Genomic DNA, 23,877 nt, shown 5'->3' on the forward strand with positions numbered 1-23,877 from the left:
AGCCTGGTCTGACGGGGGGCCGTTAGTCCGAAAGGAGTGTTATGCGTCACTACGAAATCGTCTTTATCGTCCATCCGGACCAGAGCGAGCAGGTGCCCGCCATGGTCGAGCGTTACCGCAGCCTGATCACCGCCAAGGGTGGCCAGATCCATCGCCTGGAAGACTGGGGCCGCCGCCAGCTGGCCTACAGCATCCAGAAGGTGCACAAGGCCCACTACGTGCTCATGAACATCGAGTGCGACCAGGAGACCCTGGACGAGCTGGATCATGGCTTCCGCTTCAACGATGCCATCCTGCGCCATCTCGTCATCAAGCGCGACGAGGCCATCACCGGCGCCTCGCCGATGATGAAGGAAGAGAAGTCCCGCAACATGCTGGCACCGCAGTCGCAGGAGGCGTCGGCCGAGGCTGCCGCCTGAGGGTGGCCAATCGGGTCGAGCTGACCGGGCAAATCCTGGCAACCAGCGGCCTGCGCTTCACCCCGGCCGGTGTGGCCACCGTAGAGATGCGGTTGGCCCACGGCTCGGAGCAGAACGAAGCAGGTCGGCCACGTCAGGTGGTGTGCGAGGTTGAGGCGATCGCCTTCGGCGAGACCGCCCGGAAACTGAGCCAGAGCCCAGTCGGAAGCCAGGTAAGCCTCATCGGCTTCCTCGACCGCAAGAGCCCCCGCAGCAGCCTGCTGACCGTGCACGTAACCGATTACGAATTGATCTAAGGAGTATCACCATGGCGTTTTTCCGACGCAAACCCGATGCCAAGGGCAAGGGCAAGACTGGCGGCGCCCTGTTCCGCCGCAAGAAGTTCTGCCGCTTCACCGCCGAAGGCGTGAAAGAGATCGACTACAAGGACATCGAAGTTCTGAAGGACTTCCTGACCGAGCAGGGCCGCATCATCCCCGGCCGCATCACCGGCACCCGCGCCCACTATCAGCGCCAGCTGGCCACCGCCATCAAACGGGCCCAGTTTCTGGCCCTGATGCCGTATACCGACCTGCACGAGTAAGAGGAGCACGACATGGAAATCATTCTGCTGGAAAAGGTCGTCAACCTCGGCGGGCTGGGCGATGTGGTCCGGGTCAAGGACGGTTTTGCCCGTAACTTCCTGATCCCCCAGGGCAAGGCCAAGCGGGCCACTGCCGCCAACCGGGAAGAGTTCGCTCAGCGTCGCGCCGAGCTGGAGAAGGTCGCCGCCGAGAAGTTGGCGGCCGCCCAGGCCCGGGCCGAGAAGCTGGCCGGCTATATGTTGCAGATCACCCAGAAGGCCGGGGTCGACGGTCGTCTGTTCGGTTCCGTCACCAACGTCGACATCGCCGAGGCCCTCAAGGCCCAGGGTTTCGACGTGAGCAAGTCCGAGGTGCGCATGCCCGCGGGTCCGTTCAAGATGGTCGGCGACTACGACCTGACCCTGGCCCTGCACAGCGACGTCTCGGTCGACATCAAGGTGTCGGTTCTGGGCGAGCACTAAAAACTCAAGTCCCTCTCCCACGGGTAGAGGGGTGAAAACCGCTATCCCCTCCCCCTTTGGTAGGGGGGTGAAAGCCGCGATCCCCTCTCCCTCTGGGAGAGGGGTGGGGGAGAGGGAATATGGGCGTGAGTTTTCGTCCATGAGGCTGTTAGCAGGCCGCTACGCGACCCCCTCACCCTACCCTCTGTGAAACCCCTGCCCTCCGGAATCGCGGGGGGAGAGGAATTCCTCTGACATCTGGCCGCGCGAGCGGCCTTTTGTCATTCAGGGGGCGGGACTACAATGGACCCCCCAAACGAGCCAACCCCATGTCCGCCGTCTTCGCCGATCCCGAACTGTCCGCCATCAAGCTGCCACCCCATTCGGTCGAGGCCGAGCAATCGGTGTTGGGCGGCCTCATGCTGGAGAACGGCGCCTGGGACCGGGTGGCCGATGCCATCTCCGAATACGACTTCTACCGGGCCGATCACCGCCTGATCTGGAAGCAGGTCACCCGCCTGATCGAGGACAACAAGCCGGCCGACGTGATCACCGTGGCCGAGGCGCTGGAGTCGCACAACCAGCTCGACGAGGTCGGCGGCCTGGCCTATCTCACCGCCCTGGCCCAGAACACCCCCTCCGCGGCCAATATCCGCCGCTACGCCGAGATCGTGCGCGAGCGGGCCGTGCTGCGCCGGCTGGCCGAGGTCGGCGCCGAGATCGCCGAGCTGTCCTACAACCCGGCCGGGCGCAAGGCCAGCGAGATCCTCGACGAGGCCGAGGCCAAGGTGTTCGAGATCAAGGAGGCCGGCGCCCGCGGCGGCCAGGGTTTCCAGCCGATCAAGCCGGTGCTGATCGAGGTGGTCAACCGGATCGACGAGCTGTACAACCGGGAGAACCCGAGCGAGATCACCGGCGTGCCCACCGGTTTCGCCGACCTCGATGCCAAGACCTCGGGCCTGCAGCCGGGCGACCTCGTCATCGTCGCGGGCCGTCCGTCCATGGGCAAGACCGCCTTCTCGCTCAATATCGCCGAAAACGTCGCCCTGGCCGCCGGCCTGCCGGTGGCGGTGTTCAGCATGGAAATGGCCGCGACCCAGCTGGTCATGCGCATGCTGGGCTCGGTCGGCAAGCTCGACCAGCACAAGCTGCGCACCGGTCGCATCAGCGAGGACGACTGGCCGCGGCTGACCCACGCCTTGGGCCAGTTGGACGAGGCGCCGGTGTTCATCGACGAATCCGGCGGCCTGACCTCGATGGAGGTGCGCGCCCGTGCCCGGCGCCTGGCCCGCCAGTGCAAGGACGGCCGCCTGGGCCTGATCGTCATCGACTATCTGCAGCTGATGGCCGGCAGCGGCGGCGGCGAGAACCGCGCCACCGAGATCTCGGAGATCTCCCGCTCGCTCAAGAGCCTGGCCAAGGAGCTGCACGTGCCGGTGATCGCCCTGTCCCAGCTCAACCGCTCGCTCGAGCAGCGGCCGAACAAGCGGCCGGTGATGTCCGACCTGCGCGAATCCGGCGCCATCGAGCAGGACGCCGACGTCATCCTGTTCATCTATCGCGACGAGGTCTACAACCCGGACAGCCAGGACAAGGGCACGGCCGAGATCATCATCGGCAAGCAGCGCAACGGCCCCACCGGCACCGTGCGCCTGACCTTCATGGGCGAGTACACCCGGTTCGAGAACTTCGCGGCCGACATCTACCTGACGCCGAACAACTGATTATTCAGGTTGCGATGCCGAAACGCCCGCATCTTTCTATCCAAAGGGGGCGCGCACTGCGCGAGGCCCAGACCGATACCGAGGCCAAGCTCTGGCAGGCGCTGCGGAACCGACAGCTGGAGGGTTGCAAATTTCGCCGTCAGCATGCCATCGGACCATATATCGCTGATTTTGTGTGTCTCGAAGCGGCACTTATCCTGGAGCTGGATGGTGGTCAGCATGCTGCCGCCACCTCTGAAGATGCCAGGCGGACGGCTTATTTGCAGAGGCAGGGATTTAGGGTGCTGAGGTTTTGGAACAACGAGGTACTCGGTAATTTGGCGGGCGTGCTCGAGGTGATCCGCCAGGCATTGCTAAAGGCTCGACCTTCACCTCAACGCTCCGATCAAGCCCCTGCCTTTCCTTACCCCCAAGAAGGGGGCGCGGCCACGGTAGGCGCATCCGCCCCCCTCACCCCAGCCCTCTCCCCGGAGGGGAGAGGGGGGAAGGCGAAGGCGGACTTATCCCCTCTCCCCTCCGGGGAGAGGGTTAGGGTGAGGGGCGATAATCCACACCGTCTCTTTTCCCCTCTCCCAAGCGAGCCCGTGTGAAGGGCCAACACTAACTATGTCCCGCCCGCTCGTCGCCCGCATCGACACCGCCGCGCTGGCCCACAACCTCGGCCTGGCCCGGCGCCTGGCCGGCTCGGCCCGCGTTCTGGCCGTGGTCAAGGCCAACGGCTACGGTCATGGCCTCTTGCGCGTGGCGCGTGCCCTGCGCGCCGCCGACGGCTTCGCCGTGCTCACCCTGGACGAGGCCGAGGCCCTGCGCGCCGCCGGCTTCACCCATCCCATCGTGCTGCTGGAGGGCTTCTTCCATCCCGACGAGTTGCCGGCCATCGCCCACTGGCGCCTGCAGCCGGTGGTTCATCGCGAGGACCAGGCCGAGATATTGGCCCGGACTCGGCTCGATCATCGGATCGATGTCTTCGTCAAGGTCGATACCGGCATGCACCGCTTGGGGCTGAGTCCCAGGCGGCTCAAGGAGGTGGTGGAGCTGCTGCAGGCGGCCGAATCGGTCGGCAGCATCACCCTGATGACCCACTTCGCCAGCGCCGACGAGTTCGAGGTGGGCGTCGCCGAGCAGATGCGGGAGTTCCGTCAGGCCGCCGAGGGCCTCGCTCTGCCCGTGAGCCTGGCCAATTCCGCCGCCCTCATGCGCTACCCGGAAACCCTGGGCGACTGGGTGCGTCCTGGCATCATGCTCTACGGTGCCTCGCCCTTCGCCGACGAGCCGGGCGGCCACCTCGGCCTGCTGCCGGCCATGACCCTGGAGAGCCGGCTCATCGCCCAGCGCCCTTTGCGCCGCGGCGAGGCGGTCGGCTACGGCGGCGCTTTCGTCGCGCCCAAGGACATGCGCATCGGCATCGTCGCCTGCGGCTATGCCGACGGCTACCCGCGCCACGCCGGCACCGGCACGCCGGTCCTGGTCGAAGGCCAGCACACCCGCACCCTGGGCCGGGTGTCCATGGACATGCTGTGCGTCGATCTGACGCCCATTCCCAACGCCCATGTCGGCAGCGTCGTCACCCTCTGGGGCGAAGGCCTGCCGGTGGAAGAGGTGGCGGCCAGCGCCGGCACCATCGCCTATGAACTGCTCACGGCCATCGCGCCGCGGGTGCGCATCGAAGAACACTGATCAAGGCGCCAAGCCAGGCGCCGGGAAGACCGCCATGTCCGACATCCTCGACCAGATCCTTGCCGTCAAACGCGAAGAAGTGGCTGCCGCCCGCCGGGCCGAGCCGCTCGAAGCCATGCGCGAGGCCGCCGAGCTGGCGCCGCCGCCGCGCGACTTCGTAGGCGCCATCCGGGCCAAGCTGGCCGCCGGCCAGCCCGCCGTGATCGCCGAGATCAAGAAGGCCAGCCCAAGCAAGGGCGTCATCCGGCCCGATTTCAAACCGGCCGAGATCGCCCAAAGCTACGAGCAGGGCGGCGCGGCCTGCCTGTCAGTGCTCACTGACCGGCAATTCTTCCAGGGCGCGCCGGATTACCTGCGCGAGGCGCGCGATGCCTGCACCCTGCCGGTTTTGCGCAAGGACTTCATCATCGACCCCTACCAGGTCTATGAGGCCCGGGCCATGGGCGCGGACTGCATCCTGCTCATCGTCGCCGCCTTGAGCCTGCCGCAGATGCAGGAACTGGAGGACCTGGCCATGCAACTCGGCATGGCCGTCCTGGTCGAATCGCACGACGCCGCCGAGCTGGAACAGGCCCTGCAACTCCAGACCCCGCTCATCGGCATCAACAACCGCAACCTGCGCAGCTTCGAGGTCAGCCTGAAAACCACGCTCGATCTCTTGCCACGCATTCATACTTCTCCCCCTCCCAGCCTCCCCCACCCAGTGGGGGAGGGGCCTGACGCCCTCCCCGCAAGCGGGGAGGGGTGGGGTGGGGAGAGAATCGTCATCACCGAAAGCGGCATCCTCGCCCCGACCGACGTCGCCCTGATGCGGCAAAACGGTGTCAACAGCTTCCTGGTCGGCGAGGCCTTCATGCGGGCGGCCGAGCCGGGGGAGGCGTTGGCCCGGCTGTTTGCCGGCTAAGTCAACGTTGTCATTTCAGGACTGAGCGGAGTTTGGCAACCCGCTGTGGCGTTCACCAGAGCCGGTTGATGCCGTAGATGTCGAGTGACTGGTCGGCGCTGACGAAAGGCAGGGCCTCTGCCAGGGCTTGGGCCACGAGCATACGGTCGAATGGGTCGCGGTGCTGAACAGGTAAGCGCTCGACAATGGCGATGTGCATAAGCTGAATGGGCAGGAAAGCAAAACCGTTGGCTTGAACCTCTCTTTCGAGAAAGGTTGCGGCCGGCTCGGTCAATTCCAGACGGCCGATGCTGGTCTTGAGCGCCAACTCCCATGCGGTGGCGTGACTCACCAGGCACAGCACGGGCCAGCCTCCAGGCAGACCGGCGAGGCCTCCATGCCGGCCGCTGAAACGGGGAAAGTATTGGCCGGGCTGTTCGATTTCACCAAGAACATCTTGTAAGTTGTTGATTTGTCGTGCATGGTTGGAAATTACCCGCCTCCGCCTTGTTGCTGGCGAGCAACAAGCCCACCCCCACCCCTAGGTAAAAGTCACAAAACCTTGGAGCCCCCCTGCCCGGCTTTGAGAAAATCCGTCCTGAACTTCTCGCGCGAGAGGTTACCGGTTCCCGGAAACCCGGGTGCTTTTTTAAACAAAGGAGAGTTATATGAAGAAGTCTCTGATTGCTCTGGCCGCCCTCAGCGCTTTCGCTGCCCCGGCCTTCGCTGCCACCTCCAACGTCGACGTCTACGGCAAGCTGTCGTTCGCCGTTGACTACGCTGATGTCGACAATGGCGTTGCTGGCGCTGACAAGTCCGACCTGGTGACCGGTGTCAACCACACCTCCTACATCGGCTTCAAGGGCACCGAGGATCTGGGCGGTGGCATGAAGGCCGTGTGGCAGGTCGAGTCCGAGGTTGGTAAGCTGGCCGCTACCACCGACCCCGTGTTCGCCAACCGCAACACCTTCGTCGGCCTGGCCGGCGGTTTCGGTGAGGTCCGTCTGGGTCGTCACGACACCCCCTACAAGATGGCTACCGGCGGTCTGGACCCGTTCGGTGACTCCGTGGGTGACTACAATGCCATCATCGGCAGTTACGACGGTGGCGCTGGCAAGTTCGACACCCGTGCGGCTGCTACCGTGGCCTACATCAGCCCCAACTTCAACGGCCTGACTGCCGCTGTCGCCTACATTGGCGTGCAGAACCCTGAGACCGCCGGCCAGGACAACAAGGACGCCTGGAGCGCGGCCGCCATGTACGACAATGGCCCCCTGTTCGCTTCTGTCGCTTATGAAGTGTACAACGGTGCCGCTGGCGCTGCCTCTACCGCCAACAAGTCCCACGATGCCTGGAAAGTCGGCCTGGGCTACAAGTTCGGCGACACCAAGGTCGGTGTGGTCTACGAGAACATCGAGAACGACACTGCTGCCTCTGCCACTTCGCGTGACGCTTGGTACCTGAGCCTGGCCCACACCATGGGCCCGATGGTCCTGAAGGCCGCCTATGGCAAGGCCAACGAGAGCGATGCCAACGCTAGCGACGATGCCACCCTGTGGACCGTGGGCGTGGACTACAACATGTCCAAGCGCACCACCCTGTACGCTGTCTACGCCGATCTGAGCCAGGGCACTGGTGGTGACTATGGCATGGGCGACGGCGGCAAGCTGTACACTCCTGCCACGGGCAAGGATGCCAGCGCCTTCTCCGTCGGCATCAAGCACACCTTCTAATCTGGCCTGGCCAGTTAGTCTGTGTTGAACGGGCACCTTCGGGTGCCCGTTTTTTTTGTTTGTAGCGTTTAGGCATCTATAACTTTTGGCCTGGTCGCCTCATCCATTTGGCCGATTCTCCCGCCGGCAGGCCTGGTTTAGGCTTGTTCTGCGCCGATCGGGCGCGATTCCAATATAGGGAGATTGATCATGAAAAAACGGCTGTTCGTATTGCTTGTTGCCTGCGGTCTGGCCTCGCCCGCCTGGGCGGCGCTGGACATCAACAGCGCCACGCAAGCCGATCTGGCGGCACTCCCCGGCCTGGGTCCGGCCAAGGCCAGGGCAATCGTCAAATATCGTGAAAAACACGGCCCGTTCAGGAATCTGAACGACGTGATCAATGTGAAGGGGATGAGCAGGGAGAGCGTGGCCAAGCTGGGAGAAGAGCTGGCCAAGGCCGAGCCACAGCCAGCCGGCAAACACAGGAAGTAGTTTGGTTATGACCCGCAAGCGCCCCGAAAGGGGCGTTTGTCATTCTGGCCGGTGCAGAAATCGGTGCTGCCGCGAAAGCCTGGTAGCGCTGATTTATTTGATTTCGTCGTTCCCGCGTAGGCGGGAACCCAGTCAAATGAAAGAATTAGATACCCGCCTCCGCGGCTATGACGGTTTAATCAGCGCTTTCCTAGACCGGAAGGCGCTTCAGGGCTTGGCGCTGCTCCAGCAGAAAGGGGCGGTCTATGTGATGAGCCAGTTCGTCGAGGTCGGCATTGGCGAGGCCCAAGCCGGCGAAGTGCGCACGCCAGCCGTCGACAACCTGGGCCACCTTGCGTGCCTCAGTCAAGGCCTCATGCGGCGTCAGCCAATACTGGGTGGCTGCAGTCAGCGCGTTCTCGACGGACGATTCTGCGCCCCGCTCGCCGACCACCATCGCCTGGCAGCCCAGCGACTGGGCAATGGGCAGGATGTCGAAGGCTGGCGCCAGGACATAGTGCTGGTTGGCCGTGACCAGGAGGACGTGGTTTTTTTCGTGGTCGTCGGTGTTGTCGATGAGGATGTTGAAAACCAGACGGCGAAAGAGCTCGTGCATCTGGGCGCGATGGATGTCGATGACGCCACGACGCCTAAGCAGTAGTGCCAGATTGGGATAGGACAGTTCGGCGTTGGCAGCCTTCAGCGCGACATTGGCGGAAATCGCATGTAGGCGCTTGCCAGCCCCATGGTCAAAGCGGCGGTCGAACCGGCGGACAGCCACGGCTACGCCGTCCCTAAGCCGAATGGGGCGAGTCTCGGCGACGGTGATTCCGGCCTTGGCCGCCAGCGTCATGGCCGCGTGCTCGATCAAGGGCTCGGCGGGCCGGTCGGCTTCTGCGAATTTGAGAACCCATTCCTCGTCATCCAGTTGAAGCAAGGCCTTCGGCCGGGCGCCGCCCATGGTGACGCCCGGGGCCAGCAGGCGCCTCTGTAGTTCGTCGACCGGCTCCTGCGCCAGAATGCGGCGAATTACTTCGTGTACCGCGTCGACGTCGGCCAGTTTGGGCAAAGGCCCGATTTCATGTGGCTGGTAGTCGAGTCGGGAGGTGGAAACACCCAGGGCGCCGAAGCGGTCATCGCCGGCGTAGTAGAGGAATTCCAATAGGGAGAGCCGTGGCGGGCGGTCGAGTAGGCGAATGACGCGTTCGCCCCAGCGGTCTGGCCGGGCGTCATCGACGGCGCCTGCGGCCGTGTCCTTCTCCCGCGGGAAGTGCTCGATGTCGCTGAGCGGCAGGTCCTCGCTGAGTGGAAACCCATGATCAAGCCAGGCTTGGTCGTAGCGCAACGAAACGCCGCGACGGTTCATGACCAGGTGGAGATCGCCAACCAGGACAGGGGCTTGCGGATTGCCAAGGTACCAGAGGTAGAGTGTGTCAGGGGGACGCGAACTCATGGTTCCACCTTCTTCCTGCCACGCAGCGCTGCCTGGGATGTTCGGGCCCTGGCCGCCCGCAGTCGGCTGGCCTGACGGACATCGGTTTCCAGGGCTCGCATGTCCTTGCTGGGGGCGGCAAGCTCCGCGAGACCGCCCGAAAGACCCAGGAGCCAAAGCGCCGTCGCATACACGCCCATGCTGACGCTGGGATCGCCTTTTTCCAGGCGAATCAGGGTGGGAACGGACACGCCCAGGCGGCTGGCCCACTGTTTTTGGGATTCTTTGCGCCGCAGGCGCGCCAACGCGAACTGCTCACCCAGGGTTTGCAGAGAGGCCGCCGCCTCGGGGGGCAGCGAGTTGATAGCTAAAGACGATTTCGACATAGCATAAAAGTTATCATATTCCGGCTTAATGGTAAAGTATATTTACTATAGAAGGTGCCGTGGCTTTTTCGCCTAGCCAATATGGAGATGTGCCTTTGCACAACGAAGGCTATAACTTTTGGCCGATTCTTCCGGTGGCAGGCCTGGTTTAGGCTTGTCTTGCGCCAATCGGGCGCGATTCCAATGACAGGGAGAATGACCATGAAAAAACTGCTGTTCGTCCTGTTTCTTGCTTGCGGTCTGGCCTCGCCCGCCTGGGCGGCGGTGGATATCAACACGGCGAGCCAGTCCGAGCTGGAGGCGGTCAAGGGCCTGGGGCCTGCCAAGGCGCGGGCGATCATCGAGTATCGCGAAAAGCATGGCCCTTACCGGAGCATCGATGACCTGACCAAGGTGAAGGGGCTGGGCAAGGCGAGCGTGGCCAAGCTGAAGCATGAGTTGGCCATGGGCGAGGTGAAGCCGGCCGAGAAACCGAAGAAGTAATTCGAAGTCTGCCTGCAAACGCCCCGAAAGGGGCGTTTGTTGTTTGGGCTCGGTGTCGTTGAGCCAGCCAGGACGATGCGCTAGAATGCGCGGCAACCGAAACTGCGGAGCTGGAAATGAAAGAGCTGTTCAACAAGACCAATCTGCCGATGACCGTGGTCGTGGCGCTGATCACCTGGGCCTGGCTGAGCCTGTTCACCGTGTTGATCGGCAAGCTGTTGTAATTTCCCCTCGATACCAACAAAAAGGCCCGCCTAGGCGGGCCTTTTTGTTTTCTTGGCTACGTCGCTCAATGGCTCAGGGCGGCGCGCATCTTCTGCAGGGCCTTGGCCTCGATCTGACGCACCCGCTCGGCCGAGATGCCATATTCGGCGGCCAGCTCATGCAGGGTGGCGGGGTCCTCCTCGTTCAGCCAGCGGGCCTGTATGATGCGGCGGCTGCGCTCATCCAGGCTGTCCAGGGCTTGGGCCAGGCCGGTGGTGGCGAGGTGTTCGCGTTCCTTGCGCTCGATGTCGGCGATGGGTTCGGCATCCGGCGCGGCCAGATAGGCGATGGGGGCGAAGGCGTGGCTATCCTCGTCATCGCTTGAAGCCTCGAGCGAGACATCCTGGCCATAGAGCCGGGTCTCCATCTCGCGCACGTCGTCGGGGCTGACCTTGAGGGTCTGTGCCATGGACTCGACCTCGTCGGGGCTCAGGCTGCCCTCGTGCTGCTTGAGGCTGCGCAGGTTGAAGAACAGCTTGCGCTGGGCCTTGGTGGTGGCCACCTTGAGCAGGCGCCAGTTCTTCAGGATGTACTCGTGAATCTCGGCCTTGATCCAGTGCACGGCGAAGGAGACCAGGCGCACGCCGCGCTCGGGATCGTAGCGCTTGACCGCCTTCATCAGGCCGACGTTGCCTTCCTGGATCAGGTCGGCATGCGGCAGGCCGTAGCCGAGGTAGCCGCGGGCAATGGAGACGACCAGGCGCAGGTGCGAGAGCACCAGCTGACGGGCGGCCTCCAGATCCTGTTGCTGATGGAAGCGTCGGGCGAGTTCGAGTTCTTCCTCGGCGCTGAGGATGGGGAAGCGGTTGACCGCCTGGATGTAGTTCTCCAGGCTGCCCAGACTGGACGGGACGGGGAAGCTCAGGCTCTGTGCAGTCATGACCATACCTCCGGTTAAGTTGAAGCCGATTTTAGCACTCAACCATTGAGAGTGCTAATGGCCCCAAGTTCCCCAAGACAATGATTCCTTAAGGGATATCCAAAGACCGCTGGGTATGGAGGACGGCCACCCAGGCGCCGAGCAGGCCGAGCAGGCCGGAGGCGGTCAGCAGCGCGGCGACGTCGAGGAGGCCCAGGCCGGACAGGATGAAATGGCTGCCATAGGCCTCGGCCAGGCGGCTGACGCTACCTTGCAGCAGGGTCAGCAGGAGGGCGGTGAGGCCCCAGGCGGCCAGGCCGCCGAACAGGCCCTGCAGTCCGCCGAAATAGAGGAAGGGCCGGCGGATGAAGCGGTCGGTGGCGCCGATCAGGCGGGCGACCTCGATCTCGTCGCGCTGGGCATAGATCTGCAGGCGGATGGTGTTGCCGGTGATGGCCGCCAGCGCCAGACCGAGCAGGCCGGCCAACAGCCAGACCGCCTGGTTGCCCAGGCCGAGCAGGGCGGCGAGGCGCCGGGCCCATTCGCCATCGAGGCTGACCTCGGCCACCGGCTTTTGCTGGCGCAACTTGGCGGCCAGACCCTCCAGGGCACTGGGATCGCTGTCGCGCGCGGTCACGGCGACGGCATGGGGCAGGGGGTTGGCCGGCAGGCCGGCGGTGATTTCGCCCAGGCCCAGTTTCTGTAGGCGTTGCAGCGCCTCGTCGCGGCTCACGAAGCGGGCGGCGGCCACCTCGGGCCAGGCGCGCACCGTCTCGGCAAGCTGGCGGGCCTCGGTCTCGGGCACCTCGATGCGCAGGAAGATATTGATCTCGGCGCGCGGCTCGATGCCGGCCACCGCCTGCTTCACGTTGTCGAGCACCAGGTACAGTCCGGCCGGCAGGGTGATGGCGATGCCGATCACCAGCACGGTGAACAGGGTGGCGAAGGGCGCCTGGCGCAGGCGCGAAAGCGCGATGCGCAGGCTGTGGGCGTGATGGGTGAGCCAGGCGTTCATACCAGCTTGCCCTCCGCCAGGGTCAGGCTGCGGCCGCCAAGGCGGCGGATCAGGTCCTGGTCATGGGTGGAAATCACCAGGGTGACGCCGACCTGATTGAAGGCCTGAAACATGGCCATGATCTCGCCGGCATAGGCCTCGTCGAGGTTGGCCGTCGGCTCGTCGGCCAGCACCAGCTGCGGCCGGCTGACGATGGCGCGGGCGATGCACAGCCGCTGTTGCTCGCCGCCCGAGAGGGTGATCGGCCGGGCGCGCTCCTTCTTGAGCAGACCCACCTTGTCCAGTGCCGCCCGCACCCGCTTGCTGGCATCCTGTCCGGTCACGCCCTGGATGTGCAGGGGCAGCAGCACGTTGTCGAATACCGAGCGGTCGTAGAGCAGCTTGTGGTCCTGGAAGATCAGGCCGACGTTGCGGCGGAAATAGGGCAGGGCGGAGCGGCGCATGCGCCCGAGGTTCTGGCCGAAAACGACCACGCTGCCGGCGGTGGGGCGCTCGATCGCGGCGATGAGCTTGAGCAGGGTGCTCTTGCCGGCGCCGGAATGGCCGGTGAGGAAGACCATCTCGCCCTTGTTGATCTGCAACGAAACGTGGGAGACCGCTTCATACCCGCCGGGGTAGCGCTTGGTGACGTCGTTCAGTTCGATCATGCGGGCCGTTTCATTTCAAACCGCAAAGGGCGGAAAAAACAGGCGACAGATTAAGTGCCCGGTTGGCCGCTGTCCAATGCCGATGCTGTGGATGGCTGTTGGGGGCGAGCAGGCGACGTGTGTGGCTCCCCACCCCAGCCCTCCCCGCAAGCGGGGAGGGGGTTTTCACGGCCCCGAGATCGAGGTGCATCACGGCCAGCCCTCTCCGCAAGAGGGGAGGGGGTGTCTCTCCCCCATTTATGGGGGAGATTGGGAGGTCAGGGCAAACGGCCAAGCACGCCCCATCAAATACCCCTCCCCCATTTATGGGGGAGGTTGGGAGGGGGAAGAGGTGAGCCATAGCGAAAGCCAAATTTGCCTGTACCCCTCAGGCGAACAAAGCGTCCACGAATTCATCCACCCGGAACGGCTGCAGGTCTTCCAGGCCCTCGCCGACGCCGATGAAGCGGACCGGGATCGGCCGGCGCTTGGCCAGGGCGGCGATCACCCCGCCCTTGGCGGTGCCGTCGAGCTTGGTCAGCACCAGGCCGGTGACGCCGATGGCCTCGTCGAAGGCCTGGGCCTGGGCGAGGGCGTTCTGGCCGATGTTGGCGTCGAGCACCAGCAGCACCTCGTGCGGGGCGCTGGGCTCGGCCTTCTGGATCACCCGGCGGATCTTCTTCAGCTCTTCCATCAGATGCAGCTGGGTGGGCAGGCGGCCGGCGGTGTCGGCCAGCACGACATCAATGCCGCGGGCGGTGGCCGACTGGATGGCGTCATAGATCACCGCCGCCGGGTCGCCGCCCGAGCCACCGACCACCTCGACCTGGTTGCGCGCCCCCCATTCCTCCAGCTGCTCGCGGGCGGCGGCGCGGAAGGTGTCGCCGGCGGCGAGCATGACGCGCTTGCCTTCCTGGCGGAAGCGCCAGGCCAGCTTGCCGATGGTGGTGGTCTTGCCGGCGCCGTTGACGCCGGCCAGCATGATGACGAAGGGCTTGTGCCCCGAAAGCACGAGCGGCTTTTCCAGCGGGGCCAGCAGTTCGGTCAGCACCGACTTGAGCGCGCCCCTGAGCTGGTCCACCTCGGTCAGGCCATCGCGCTTGACCCGCGCGCGCAGGGCGGCGAGCAGGTGTTGCGTCGCCTCGACCCCGACATCGGCGGAAAGCAAAATGGTCTCCAGCTCCTCGTAGAGCGCCTCGTCGATCCGGGCATGGCCGGCGAACAGGCTGGCGAAGGGCTGGGTCAGTGCCGTTCGGGTGCGCGACAGGCCCGCCTTCAGGCGCTCGGACCAGCTTGCGGCTGGCCTGGTCGATTCGGCCGGACCGGCGGCAGGGTCTTTTTTGAAGAAACTAAACACGAAATTCAGCAGTCGGAAGGTGCGTCCATGGCCGGGAAATTCTATCATGCCGACCCCATTGCCTTTTCCGACGAGTCGAACCGATATGCGTCTTTTTCGATGGCTGCTGCCGCTGCTGCTGGCAGCCCTTCCGCCGCTGGCCCAGGCGGGCATTGCCGAGCGTACCCTGGCCAACGGCATGCGGGTGATCGTGAAGACCGACGCCCGGGCGCCCGTGGTGGTGAGCCAGGTCTGGTACCACGCCGGCAGCATGGACGAGGGTTATGGCGAGACCGGCGTCGCCCATGTCCTGGAGCACATGATGTTCAAGGGCACGCCCACGGTGCCGGCCGGCGAGTTTTCCCGCCTGATCGCGGCCGCCGGCGGGCGCGAGAACGCCTTCACCGCGCGCGACCACACGGCCTATTTCCAGACCCTGCAAAAAGACCGGCTGGAACTGGCCCTGAAGCTGGAGGCCGATCGCATGGTCAACCTCACGCTCGCCCCCGAGGAATTCGCCAAGGAGATCCAGGTGGTGATGGAGGAGCGGCGCATGCGCACCGAGGACGAGCCGCGTTCCCGGCTCTATGAGGATTTCATGGCCACCGCGCTCAAGGCCCATCCCTACCGGCATCCGGTGATCGGCTGGATGAACGATCTGAAGCACATGACCGTGGCCGATGCCCGAAGCTGGTATCAGCGCTGGTATGCCCCGAACAACGCCACCCTGGTGGTGGCGGGCGATGTCGAACCGGAGACGGTGTTCGCCCTGGCGGAAAAGTATTTCGGTCCGATCCCGGCGCGCGCCCTGCCCGAGCGCAAGACCCAGGCCGAGCCGGAACAGGCGGGCATGCGGCGCGTGGTCACGCGGGCCCCGGCCAAGCTGCCTTATCTGATCATGGCCTGGCCGGCGCCCAAGCTGGCCGACCCGGCCCAGGACTGGGAGCCTTATGCCCTCCAGGTGCTGGCCGGGGTGCTCGACGGCAATGCCTCGGCCCGGCTGCCCCAGCGCCTGGTGCGCGAGCGCAAGCTGGCCACCGATGTCGGCGCCGGCTACGACGAGTCGGCCCGCGGCCCGGTGCAGTTCATGCTCGACGCCACGCCGGCCGAGGGCCACAGCGTGGACGCGGTGGTCGCCGCCTTGAAGGCCGAACTCGCGCGCGTCCAGCGCGAGGGCGTCGATCAGCAGGAACTGCAGCGGGTGAAGGCGCAGGTGCTGGCAAGCCAGGTGTTCCAGCGCGATTCCCTGTTCTACCAGGCGATGCAGATCGGCCAGTGGGTCACGGCCGGGCTCGATTACCGCCTGCTCGACCAGCGCTATGAAAAGATTCGTGCGGTGACCGCCGAACAGGTGCGCGAAGTGGCGCGGCGTTATCTCAGCGACGACAAGCTGACCCTGGCCGTGCTCGATCCCCTGCCGCTGCCGGCAGGACAAGCCGAGAAACCGGCCTCGATGGGAGCTCGCCATGTCCGCTAAACATCACACCATGCCGTCATTCCCGCGCAGGCGGGAATCCATCCTTTTCTGTAACTTCCTGGATTCCCGCTTCCGCGGGAATGACGATAGAGGTTTCTTCCGTGCCCTCGGCAGACTGGCATGGCCGTTGCTCTTTGCCCTCATCGCCCTGCCGGCCCAGGCCGCGCTCGACATCCAGCACTGGTTCACGTCCCAGGGGGCGCGTGTGGTCTTCATCGAGAACCACGACCTGCCCATCCTCGACGTCTCGGCCGATTTCGCCGCCGGCAGCGCCTATGACCCGCCGGGCAAGTACGGCGTGGCCAGCCTCACCCGGCATTTGATGAGCCTCGGCGCCGGACCCTGGAACGAACGCCGGATCGCCGAACGTCTGGCCGATGTCGGTGCCGTCTTTTCCGGCAGCTTTGATGCCGACCGGGGCGGCTTCGAGCTGCGCACCCTGAGCAGTCCGGCCGAACGCGAGCAAGCCCTGTCGGTGCTGGAGGCGGTGCTGCAAAAGCCGCATTTTTCCAAGGCCGTGCTTGAACGGGAAAAGGCCCGTACCATCGCCAGCCTGAAGGAGGCGCGCACCCAGCCCGAGGTGGTCGGCGGCGAGGCCTTCCAGATCGCGATCTATGGCGCGCATCCCTATGCCGCGGCCAGCCGGGTCAGCGAGGCCGGCGTGGCCAAACTGACGCGCGCCGACCTGGTCGAGTTCCACCGCAAACACTACCGGGCGCAGAACCTGTCCATCGCCATCCTGGGCGATGTCAGCCGGGCCGAGGCCGAGGCCATGGCCGAGCGCCTGGCCCGAGGTCTGCCTGCCGGCCCGGCCTCGGCAGCGATCCCGGCGGTGGCGGCGAACCCGGCCGGCAAGGTGCAGGTGCTGCCGCACCACGCGACGCAGAGCCATCTGTTCATGGGCCTGCCCGGCCTCAAACGCGACGATGCGGATTACTTTCCGCTGCTGGTCGGCAATTACATCCTGGGCGGCGGCGGTTTCGATTCCCGGCTGATGAAAGAGGTGCGCCAGCGCCGCGGCCTGGCCTACAGCACCTACAGCTATTTCTCGCCCATGGCCGAGCTGGGGCCGTTCCAGATCGGGCTGCAGACCAAGCGCGAGAGCACCGACGAGGCGGTGCGGGTGGTGCGCGAGACCCTGCAGGGCTTCATCGAGCAGGGCCCGAGCGAGGCCGAACTGGCGCAGGCCAAGAACAACATGATCGGCGGCTTCCCGCTGCGTCTGGACAGCAACAAGAAGATCATGGGCTACCTCAGCGTGATCGGTTTCTACCGGTTGCCGCTCGATTGGCTGGATCGCTATCCCGAAGCGGTGGCGGCGGTGACGCGCGAGGACATCGTGCGCGCCTTCCGCCAGCGGGTGCCGCTGGCCGCCGTGCAGACCGTGATCGTGGGCGGCCAGGCCGATGGCGCAGCCGGCAAATAACCAGGTCCGCATCATTGGCGGCCGCCACCGGGGCCGCAAGCTGCACTTCCAGGCGGTGCCCGGCCTGCGGCCGACGCCGGACCGGGTGCGCGAGACCCTGTTCAACTGGCTCGGCCAGCGGTTGGACGAGCTGCGCTGTCTCGATCTCTTCGCCGGCAGCGGCGCGCTCGGCTTCGAGGCGGTCTCGCGCGGGGCCGCCGAGGTGGTGCTGGTCGAGCGCGACGCCAAAGCCTGTGCCGCGCTGGAACGCAATGCCGGCCTGGTCGGCGGCCAGGTGGTGCGGGCCGACGGCCTGGCCTATCTTCAAGGCCATTGCGGCCCCTTCGATGTCATCTTCATCGACCCGCCGTTCGCCGAAGGGCTCTGGGCCAAGGCCTTGGCGCTGGCGGCGACACGGCTCACGGCCGGGGGTAAAATCTATCTCGAACACGATGGTTCGCTCACGCGCACCCAACTCGCCGACGACGGCTGGCAGGTGCTGCGCGAAGGCCGGGCCGGGCAATCGCATTTTTGTCTGCTGGAGCGGGCATGGTCCGAATCATTGTCGCGCAGCGACGCGACGTCCTCCTCTCCCTCTGGGAGAGGGTAGGGGTGAAGGAAGCGCTATGAACGTCAGGAAGATCATCTATCCGGGCACCTTCGACCCCATCACCCGTGGTCATGAGGATCTGGTGCGCCGCGCGGCGCGCATCTTCGACCAAGTGGTGGTCGCGGTGGCCGACAGCGCCAACAAGGCGCCCTGCTTCAGCCTGGCCGAGCGGGTGGACATGGCGCGCGCGGCCTTGGCCGACGTGCCCGGCGTCCAGGTGGTCGGCTTTTCCGGCCTCTTGATCCAGTTCATGGCCGAGCAGCAGACCAATCTGCTGCTGCGCGGCCTGCGCGCGGTGTCGGACTTCGAATACGAGTTTCAGCTGGCCGGCATGAACCGCAGCCAGAATCCGGAGATCGAGACGGTGTTCCTGACGCCGTCCGAGCAGTACATGTTCATCTCCGCCAGCATTGTGCGGGAGATCGCCCGGCTCAAGGGCGATGTTCGGCAGTTCGTGAACCCCGTGGTGGCCGAGCGATTGGCCGCCCGTTTTAACGCTTGAGTTTGAGGAAATTGCATCATGGCCTTGATGATCACCGACGAGTGCATCAACTGCGACGTTTGCCTGCCTGAGTGCCCGAACGACGCCATTTCTCAGGGCGAGGACATCTACGTCATCGACCCCAACAAGTGCACCGAGTGCGTCGGCCACTACGATACGCCGCAGTGCCGCGAAGTCTGCCCGGTCGATTGCATTCCGGTTAACCCGAACTATGTGGAAACCAAGGAACAGCTGCAGGCGAAATTCGAGCGGCTGACCGGCAAGAAATAAAGCTCTTTTGTGCGCGGCCGGGGTGCTCCTGCAGGTCAGCCCTTTTGGCAGTTCGGGCAGTAGTGGCTTGCCCGGTTGGCCTGCCGCAGTGATTTGATGGTCGTGCCGCACTGGCGGCAGGGCTCGCCGGCCCGGCCGTAGACGAAATAGCTCTGCTGGAAATAGCCCGGTTCGCCGTGGCCGTTGACGAAGTCGCGCAGGCTGCTGCCGCCGGCCTTGATCGCCCGGCGCAGGGTGTCCTTGATCGCCTCGGCCAGGCGATGGCAGCGCGGCCGGCTCAACTGGTCGGCGCGCAGCGTCGGCCGGATGCAGGCCTGAAACAGGGCCTCGTTGGCGTAGATGTTGCCGACGCCGACGATGAGGTGGGCGTCCATGATCAGGTGCTTGATCGCCGTCGTCTTGCCCCGGCTCAGCCGGTATAGCGCCTCGCCGTCGAAGCCGCGGCTTAAGGGTTCGATGCCGAGCGAGGCCAGCAGCGGATGCGCCGCGGGTGCTTCGCTCCACAACACCGCGCCGAACCGGCGCGGGTCGCGCAGGCGCAGGGCCTGGCCCGAATCCAGCAGCAGGTCGACGTGGTCGTGTTTTTCCGGCGGGGTGGCGGCCGCGACCAGGCGCAGGCTGCCCGACATCCCGAGATGCAAGAGCAGGCCGCCGTGCTCCAGGCCGAGGATGAGGTATTTGCCCCGGCGTTCGAGGGCGGTGATGCGCTGGCCCTTGACCAGGCGGTCTAGCCCGGCCGGCACCGGCCAGCGCAACCGAGGGTGGCGCACGCGGGCCCCGCGCAGGCGATGGCCGACGATGTGGGGCGAGAGTCCGCGGCGAACGGTCTCGACTTCGGGCAGTTCAGGCATGGCGCGATGATAGCTTGCGCTGCTGTCGTCTTGCATAATGCGTTGTCACGACAACAGATAAGGGCCGGTCGAAGAGGCTCCCAATTCATGATCCGCTATCCGCTATTTGCCTTCATCGCCGTCCTCGGCCTGGCTGCCTGCAGCCGCAACCCGGTCGTACCCGCGGCACCGGCTCCGCTGCCAGCTGCGCCCGCCGCCCCCGTAGCCGAGGCGCCCACGGTCGAGGCGCCGGTCAGGCCGGCCGGTCTGCCGGCACAGGAATTGACCGGCCAGGTGCTGTATCAATTCTTGCTGGCCGAGGTGGCTTGGCAGCGCGGCGAGCGCAAGCTGGCGGCCGAGGCCTACGCCGACCTGGCTCAGCGCACGCGCGATGCCCGCATCGCCCGCCGTGCCACCGAACTGGCCCTGTTCGCCCAAGCGATCCCGCAGGCGGTGCAGTCGGCCAAACTCTGGGTCGAACTGGAGCCGGCCTCGGAGCGGGCCCAGCAGACCTGGATTTCCCTGCTTGCGGCGAACGGCCGCCTCGAAGAGACCCGGCCCTACCTGGGGGCCCTGCTCAAGGCCGCACCCTCGGCCGGGCCGGTGTTCCTGCAGTTGCATTCCCTGTTCGGCCGCAATGTCGATCCCCGGGCGGCGCTTGCGCTGGTCAGCGACCTTGCCCTGGGCTACCCCCAACTGGCCGAGGCGCATCTGGCCGTGGCCCAGGCCGCTTGGGGCGCCAACCAGCCTGAGCAGGCGGAGCAGGCCCTGGACCGGGCGCTTCAGATCAAACCGACCTGGGAGGCCCTGGTCCTGTTCAAGGGTCAGCTGCTCCAGCCGCGCGGCGAAGAGGTGCTGCTCGGCTATTGGCGCGATTATCTGGCCCGCTACCCGGCGGCCCGCGAGGTGCGCCTGGCCTATGCCAAACGGCTGGCCATGCTGGGGCGCTATGCCGAATCCCGCCAGGAGTTCGAGCGTCTGCTCGAAGGGGCGGCCGGCAATCCCGAGGCACATCTGGCCGTGGGCCTCTTGGCCATGCAGTCGAACGATCTGGCCGCGGCCGAGACGCATCTGCTCAAGGCGCTGGAATTGCAGCACCCGGAGTCGGACCAGGTGAAGCTCTACCTGGGCCAGATCGGCGAGGCGCGGGATCGGCCGGAGGACGCCTTGCGCTGGTATGGCGAGGTGGCCAAGGGGCCGCGCTACCTTGAGGCTCAGCTGCTGCGCGGTCTGCTGTTGGGCAAGCTGAACCGCGTGGCCGAGGCGCGGGCGGTTCTGCAGGGGCTGTCGCCGGCCAGCGAGGCCGAGCGCATCCAGATCAGCCAGACCGAGGCGCAGGTGTTGCGTGGGGCCAAGGATTACGCTGCAGCCTATCAATTGCTGTCGGAGGCGCTGGCGCGCTACCCGGATTCGCCCGAGCTGCTCTACGACCGGGCCATGGTCGCCGAGCGCCTGAATAAACTGGAGGAGCTTGAGCGAGACCTGCGCCGGCTGATCCAGATGAAGCCGGAGCACGCCCACGCCTACAACGCGCTCGGCTACACCCTGGCCGACCGCACCCCGCGCCTGGCCGAGGCGATGGAGCTGCTGCAGAAGGCCCTGCAACTGGCGCCGAACGATCCCTTCATCCAGGACAGCATGGGCTGGGCGCTGTACCGGGGCGGGCGTTTGACCGAGGCCGAGGGCTATCTCAAGCGGGCCTATGCCGCCCGGCCCGATCCCGAGATCGCTGCCCATCTGGGCGAAGTGCTCTGGCAGCAGGGCCGGCAGGACGAGGCCAGGCGGCTGTGGGAGGCGGGGCTCAAGGCCGATCCCGATAACGAAGCCCTGCGCGAGACGGTCTCGCGGTTCAAGCCCTGATGCTGCGGGCGCTGGCTGGGCTTGGCGCCCTGGCGTGGCTGACCGCCTGCGCGCCGTTGCCGCCGATTCAGGCGGCGGCCCCCGAGGCGAGACCGCAGCCCACAGCCGAGGCGTTTCACCTGGAGGGGCGGGTGTCGGTGCGTTCGGCTGGGCAGCAGTTCGCTGGTGGCATCGTCTGGACCCGTCAGGGCGAGCGCCAGGAAATCCTCTTGCGCACCCCTTTGGGCCAGGGCGTGGCCGAGGTGCGCCTCGGCCCGGCCGGCGCCAGCCTGACCGATGGCGCGGGCAATGTCCGCGAGGCGGCCGATGGCGAGGCCCTGCTGCAAGAGGCCATCGGCGTGGCCCTGCCCCTGGCCGGGCTGGGCCATTGGCTGCGCGGCCGGCCCGATCCGGCTCGGCCCTTCGCCGGTGTTCCGGATGGCCAGGGCGGCTGGGCCAGCCTGGAGCAGGACGGCTGGCGCATCGAATATGGCAGTGTGACCGAGGCCGGCCTGCCCAGCCGGCTGACAGCGTGGCGCGGCGACGATCTGGAAATCCGTCTGGTGGTGGACGCATGGCAGGCACCCTGACCCTCGAGGCCCCGGCCTATGCGGCCCCGGCCAAGCTCAACCTCTTCCTGCACGTGGTCGGCCGCCGGGCCGACGGCTATCACTTGCTGCAGACGGTGTTCCGCTTCCTCGATTTCGGCGACATCCTTCACATCGAGTCGCGGCCGGACGGTCGGATTCGCCTGTGCCAGCCGATTCCGGGCGTGCCCGAGGAAAAGGACCTCTGCCACCGGGCGGCCAGCCTGCTCAAAGCCCGCACCGGCTGCCGGCTCGGCGCCGAAATCGGCCTGGACAAGCGCCTGCCCATGGGCGGCGGCCTGGGCGGCGGCAGTTCGGATGCCGCCACCGTGTTGCTGGCGCTCAATCGCCTGTGGGGGCTCGATCTGCCGCGGGCCGAATTGCAGGCGCTGGGCCTTGAACTGGGGGCCGATGTCCCGGTCTTCGTCTTCGGCCGCTCGGCCTTCGCCGAAGGGGTGGGCGAACGGTTGCAGGCGGTGGCCTTGGCGCCGGCCAGCTACGTGGTGCTGGTGCCGCCGGTGCATGTCTCCACCCCGGCCATCTTCGCCTCGCCGGCATTGACACGAAATACGCCAGCCGTCAAAATGCGCGTCTTTTCCGAGGGCTTCGGTCATAACGACTTGGAGCCCGTGGTCTGCGATCTCTACCCGCAGGTGGCCGAACATCTGGCCTGGCTGCGGCAGTTCGGGGATGCCCGCATGACCGGGTCGGGGGCGTGTGTGTTCGCCGCGTTTCCCGATCGCGCAACGGCCGAGCGAGTTTTCGCGGCTCGCCCGGATGGGATGAACGGTTTCGTGGCCGATGGGCTCGATACCCATCCGCTTCTGGGTTGGGCGGCATAGGACGGTTCGCTGTCCGGCAACGCTTGGGGAGTCGCCAAGTGGTAAGGCACCGGATTTTGATTCCGGCATTCGTAGGTTCGATCCCTACCTCCCCAGCCACTAGATCAAGCGTGTAGCCCTGTCTCTACACGCTTTTTTATTTGCGCGCCGTTGTTGATTGCGCCGCTTTAATTTAGCGCAGGGGTTCCGCGTGGGTTACGACAGCTTGATGGTGTTTACCGGCAATGCCAATCCCAGGCTTGCCGAAGATGTGGTCCGCCACCTCAATCTCCGTCTGGGCCGGGCGACCGTCGGCCGCTTCTCGGACGGCGAGACCATGGTCGAGATCATGGAGAACGTGCGCGGCAAGGACGTCTTCGTCCTTCAGTCCACCAGCATGCCGACCAACGACAACCTCATGGAAGTCATGTTGATGGTGGACGCCCTGCGCCGGGCATCGGCCGGCCGGATCACCGCGGCGATCCCCTATTTCGGCTATGCCCGCCAGGACCGCCGGGTGCGTTCGGCCCGGGTGCCGATCACCGCGCGGGTGGTGGCCGACATGCTGACCGCCGCCGGGGTCGACCGCCTGCTGACCATGGACCTGCACTCGGACCAGATCCAGGGTTTCTTCGACATCCCGGTCGACAACATCTACTCGGCGCCGATCCTGCTGGGCGACGTCTGGAAGCAGAACTACGAGAAGCTGATGATCGTGTCGCCCGATGTCGGCGGCGTGGTCCGGGCCCGCGCCTTCGCCAAGCGCCTGGACTGCGACCTGGCCATCATCGACAAGCGGCGGCCGAAGCCGAACGTGGCCAAGGTGATGCACATCATCGGCGAGGTATCGGGCCGCACCTGCATCATCATGGACGACATGGTGGACACCGCCAACACCCTGTGCGAGGCTGCCCGTGCCCTGAAGGAGCACGGTGCCAAGCGGGTACTGGCCTATTGCACCCACCCGGTGCTGTCGGGCAGCGCGATCGAGCGGATCAACAATTCCGCCCTGGACGAGCTGGTGGTGACCGATACCATCCCCCTGCAGGACGAGGCCAAGGCCTGTGGCCGCATCCGGCAACTGACGGTGGCCGAGCTGCTGGCGGAGACCATCCGCCGCATCAGCAATGAAGATTCGGTGAGTTCGCTGTTCGTGGAGTGAATTCAAAAAATCCCTCTCCCACTGGGAGAGGGTAGGGTGAGGGAATCGATGCCATCACCCACC

General features: G+C 65.7%; 29 protein-coding genes and 1 tRNA gene. 21 read left to right on the forward strand and 9 right to left on the reverse strand.

All coding sequences use genetic code 11. The annotated features are described in order from the left end of the window. Positions 1-41 precede the first annotated feature (41 nt). The 5 genes from rpsF to dnaB all read left to right on the forward strand — a co-directional run bounded on the left by rpsF (position 42) and on the right by dnaB (position 3,167). On the forward strand, positions 42-419 hold the full coding sequence (gene rpsF / locus EL388_RS02010; protein ID WP_126458848.1) for a 30S ribosomal protein S6: 378 nt from the start codon (positions 42-44) through the stop codon (positions 417-419). A 2-nt stretch (positions 420-421) separates the two neighbouring features. Then, entirely contained in the window at positions 422-715 is a 294-nt protein-coding gene (priB, locus tag EL388_RS02015; protein ID WP_126458851.1) for a primosomal replication protein N, read from the forward strand. 11 nt (positions 716-726) lie between these two features. Then, positions 727-1,002, forward strand: coding sequence for a 30S ribosomal protein S18 (rpsR, locus tag EL388_RS02020; RefSeq protein ID WP_126458854.1), 276 nt, complete (start codon positions 727-729; stop codon positions 1,000-1,002). Between the two features lie 12 nt (positions 1,003-1,014). Further along, entirely contained in the window at positions 1,015-1,464 is a 450-nt protein-coding gene (gene rplI, locus EL388_RS02025) for a 50S ribosomal protein L9 (protein WP_126458857.1), read from the forward strand. 308 nt (positions 1,465-1,772) lie between these two features. Next, complete coding sequence (dnaB, locus tag EL388_RS02030) at positions 1,773-3,167, forward strand: replicative DNA helicase (RefSeq protein ID WP_126458860.1); 1,395 nt, start codon at positions 1,773-1,775, stop codon at positions 3,165-3,167. On the opposite strand, the gene EL388_RS14170 is transcribed toward dnaB, so the two are convergent. Further along, positions 3,146-3,388, reverse strand: coding sequence for a hypothetical protein (locus tag EL388_RS14170; RefSeq protein ID WP_232019258.1), 243 nt, complete (start codon positions 3,386-3,388; stop codon positions 3,146-3,148). The genes dnaB and EL388_RS14170 overlap by 22 nt on opposite strands. Here EL388_RS14170 and EL388_RS13790 point away from each other — a divergent pair. The 3 genes from EL388_RS13790 to trpC are packed head-to-tail and all read left to right on the forward strand — an operon-like array spanning position 3,269 to position 5,748. Beyond that, on the forward strand, positions 3,269-3,757 hold the full coding sequence (locus EL388_RS13790) for an endonuclease domain-containing protein (protein WP_232019254.1): 489 nt from the start codon (positions 3,269-3,271) through the stop codon (positions 3,755-3,757). The genes EL388_RS14170 and EL388_RS13790 overlap by 120 nt on opposite strands. Positions 3,758-3,773: 16 nt before the next feature. Further along, entirely contained in the window at positions 3,774-4,844 is a 1,071-nt protein-coding gene (alr, locus tag EL388_RS02040) for an alanine racemase (protein WP_126458863.1), read from the forward strand. Positions 4,845-4,878: 34 nt separating this feature from the next. Next, the gene (gene trpC / locus EL388_RS02045) at positions 4,879-5,748 is read left to right on the forward strand and encodes an indole-3-glycerol phosphate synthase TrpC (RefSeq protein WP_126458866.1); all 870 of its coding nucleotides are present in this window, start codon (positions 4,879-4,881) and stop codon (positions 5,746-5,748) included. A gap of 52 nt (positions 5,749-5,800) precedes the next feature. On the opposite strand, the gene EL388_RS02050 is transcribed toward trpC, so the two are convergent. Continuing rightward, the gene (locus tag EL388_RS02050; protein WP_165919093.1) at positions 5,801-6,091 is read right to left on the reverse strand and encodes a type II toxin-antitoxin system VapC family toxin; all 291 of its coding nucleotides are present in this window, start codon (positions 6,089-6,091) and stop codon (positions 5,801-5,803) included. Positions 6,092-6,395: 304 nt separating this feature from the next. Between EL388_RS02050 and EL388_RS02055 the strand changes: the two genes are divergently transcribed. Together EL388_RS02055 and EL388_RS02060 are read left to right on the forward strand one after the other, a co-directional pair. Continuing rightward, positions 6,396-7,460 (forward strand): porin, encoded by a 1,065-nt coding sequence (locus EL388_RS02055; RefSeq protein WP_126458873.1) that lies wholly within the window; start codon positions 6,396-6,398, stop codon positions 7,458-7,460. A gap of 189 nt (positions 7,461-7,649) precedes the next feature. Continuing rightward, positions 7,650-7,931 carry a ComEA family DNA-binding protein gene (locus tag EL388_RS02060; protein ID WP_126458876.1) on the forward strand — a complete coding sequence of 94 codons (282 nt, stop codon included), beginning with the start codon at positions 7,650-7,652 and terminating at the stop codon, positions 7,929-7,931. A gap of 190 nt (positions 7,932-8,121) precedes the next feature. Here the strand turns inward: EL388_RS02060 and EL388_RS02065 are convergent, their stop codons facing one another. Both EL388_RS02065 and EL388_RS02070 read right to left on the reverse strand, forming a co-directional pair. Continuing rightward, positions 8,122-9,363, reverse strand: coding sequence for a type II toxin-antitoxin system HipA family toxin (locus tag EL388_RS02065; protein ID WP_126458879.1), 1,242 nt, complete (start codon positions 9,361-9,363; stop codon positions 8,122-8,124). Then, complete coding sequence (locus tag EL388_RS02070) at positions 9,360-9,728, reverse strand: helix-turn-helix domain-containing protein (RefSeq protein ID WP_126458882.1); 369 nt, start codon at positions 9,726-9,728, stop codon at positions 9,360-9,362. The genes EL388_RS02065 and EL388_RS02070 overlap by 4 nt, the downstream gene beginning before the upstream one ends. A gap of 201 nt (positions 9,729-9,929) precedes the next feature. Here EL388_RS02070 and EL388_RS02075 point away from each other — a divergent pair, with 201 nt between their 5' ends. Next, positions 9,930-10,211, forward strand: coding sequence for a ComEA family DNA-binding protein (locus EL388_RS02075; RefSeq protein ID WP_126458885.1), 282 nt, complete (start codon positions 9,930-9,932; stop codon positions 10,209-10,211). A gap of 289 nt (positions 10,212-10,500) precedes the next feature. Here the strand turns inward: EL388_RS02075 and rpoH are convergent, their stop codons facing one another. The 4 genes from rpoH to ftsY all read right to left on the reverse strand — a co-directional run bounded on the left by rpoH (position 10,501) and on the right by ftsY (position 14,332). Further along, positions 10,501-11,355: an RNA polymerase sigma factor RpoH gene (gene rpoH / locus EL388_RS02080; protein WP_126458888.1), complete on the reverse strand. Its 855-nt coding sequence runs from the start codon at positions 11,353-11,355 to the stop codon at positions 10,501-10,503. Positions 11,356-11,443: 88 nt separating this feature from the next. Then, complete coding sequence (ftsX, locus tag EL388_RS02085; RefSeq protein WP_126458891.1) at positions 11,444-12,349, reverse strand: permease-like cell division protein FtsX; 906 nt, start codon at positions 12,347-12,349, stop codon at positions 11,444-11,446. After that, positions 12,346-12,996 carry a cell division ATP-binding protein FtsE gene (gene ftsE, locus EL388_RS02090; RefSeq protein WP_126458894.1) on the reverse strand — a complete coding sequence of 217 codons (651 nt, stop codon included), beginning with the start codon at positions 12,994-12,996 and terminating at the stop codon, positions 12,346-12,348. The genes ftsX and ftsE overlap by 4 nt, the downstream gene beginning before the upstream one ends. 367 nt (positions 12,997-13,363) lie before the next feature. Further along, positions 13,364-14,332, reverse strand: a complete 969-nt coding sequence (gene ftsY / locus EL388_RS02095; RefSeq protein WP_420856661.1) for a signal recognition particle-docking protein FtsY — start codon at positions 14,330-14,332, stop codon at positions 13,364-13,366. A gap of 85 nt (positions 14,333-14,417) precedes the next feature. On the opposite strand from ftsY, the gene EL388_RS02100 reads away from it, so the two are divergent. From EL388_RS02100 to EL388_RS02120, 5 genes are all read left to right on the forward strand, one after another. Continuing rightward, positions 14,418-15,788 carry a M16 family metallopeptidase gene (locus EL388_RS02100; protein ID WP_126458900.1) on the forward strand — a complete coding sequence of 457 codons (1,371 nt, stop codon included), beginning with the start codon at positions 14,418-14,420 and terminating at the stop codon, positions 15,786-15,788. A 127-nt stretch (positions 15,789-15,915) separates the two neighbouring features. Beyond that, entirely contained in the window at positions 15,916-17,214 is a 1,299-nt protein-coding gene (locus tag EL388_RS02105) for a M16 family metallopeptidase (RefSeq protein ID WP_232019158.1), read from the forward strand. Next, positions 17,195-17,803, forward strand: coding sequence for a 16S rRNA (guanine(966)-N(2))-methyltransferase RsmD (gene rsmD, locus EL388_RS02110; protein WP_126458902.1), 609 nt, complete (start codon positions 17,195-17,197; stop codon positions 17,801-17,803). The genes EL388_RS02105 and rsmD overlap by 20 nt, the downstream gene beginning before the upstream one ends. A 16-nt stretch (positions 17,804-17,819) precedes the next feature. Further along, positions 17,820-18,305 carry a pantetheine-phosphate adenylyltransferase gene (gene coaD, locus EL388_RS02115; protein ID WP_126458905.1) on the forward strand — a complete coding sequence of 162 codons (486 nt, stop codon included), beginning with the start codon at positions 17,820-17,822 and terminating at the stop codon, positions 18,303-18,305. 18 nt (positions 18,306-18,323) lie between these two features. Beyond that, positions 18,324-18,575 (forward strand): YfhL family 4Fe-4S dicluster ferredoxin, encoded by a 252-nt coding sequence (locus EL388_RS02120; RefSeq protein ID WP_126458908.1) that lies wholly within the window; start codon positions 18,324-18,326, stop codon positions 18,573-18,575. A gap of 35 nt (positions 18,576-18,610) precedes the next feature. Here EL388_RS02120 and mutM read toward each other — a convergent pair whose 3' ends face one another. Then, entirely contained in the window at positions 18,611-19,426 is an 816-nt protein-coding gene (mutM, locus tag EL388_RS02125) for a bifunctional DNA-formamidopyrimidine glycosylase/DNA-(apurinic or apyrimidinic site) lyase (RefSeq protein ID WP_126458911.1), read from the reverse strand. Positions 19,427-19,513: 87 nt separating this feature from the next. On the opposite strand from mutM, the gene EL388_RS02130 reads away from it, so the two are divergent. The 5 genes from EL388_RS02130 (at position 19,514) to EL388_RS02150 (ending at position 23,814) form a co-directional block, all read left to right on the forward strand. Next, positions 19,514-21,265, forward strand: coding sequence for a tetratricopeptide repeat protein (locus tag EL388_RS02130; RefSeq protein ID WP_126458914.1), 1,752 nt, complete (start codon positions 19,514-19,516; stop codon positions 21,263-21,265). Then, positions 21,265-21,834, forward strand: coding sequence for a lipoprotein insertase outer membrane protein LolB (lolB, locus tag EL388_RS02135; RefSeq protein ID WP_126458916.1), 570 nt, complete (start codon positions 21,265-21,267; stop codon positions 21,832-21,834). The genes EL388_RS02130 and lolB overlap by 1 nt, the downstream gene beginning before the upstream one ends. Further along, complete coding sequence (ispE, locus tag EL388_RS02140) at positions 21,819-22,673, forward strand: 4-(cytidine 5'-diphospho)-2-C-methyl-D-erythritol kinase (protein ID WP_126458919.1); 855 nt, start codon at positions 21,819-21,821, stop codon at positions 22,671-22,673. Before lolB ends, ispE begins: the two co-directional genes overlap by 16 nt. 24 nt (positions 22,674-22,697) lie before the next feature. Then, a tRNA-Gln gene (locus EL388_RS02145) sits at positions 22,698-22,772 on the forward strand. Positions 22,773-22,863: 91 nt separating this feature from the next. Next, entirely contained in the window at positions 22,864-23,814 is a 951-nt protein-coding gene (locus tag EL388_RS02150; protein WP_126458922.1) for a ribose-phosphate pyrophosphokinase, read from the forward strand. The last annotated feature ends 63 nt before the right edge of the window (positions 23,815-23,877 follow it).

Source organism: Sulfuritortus calidifontis, assembly GCF_003967275.1.
In the GTDB taxonomy this organism is placed as follows: domain Bacteria; phylum Pseudomonadota; class Gammaproteobacteria; order Burkholderiales; family Thiobacillaceae; genus Sulfuritortus; species Sulfuritortus calidifontis.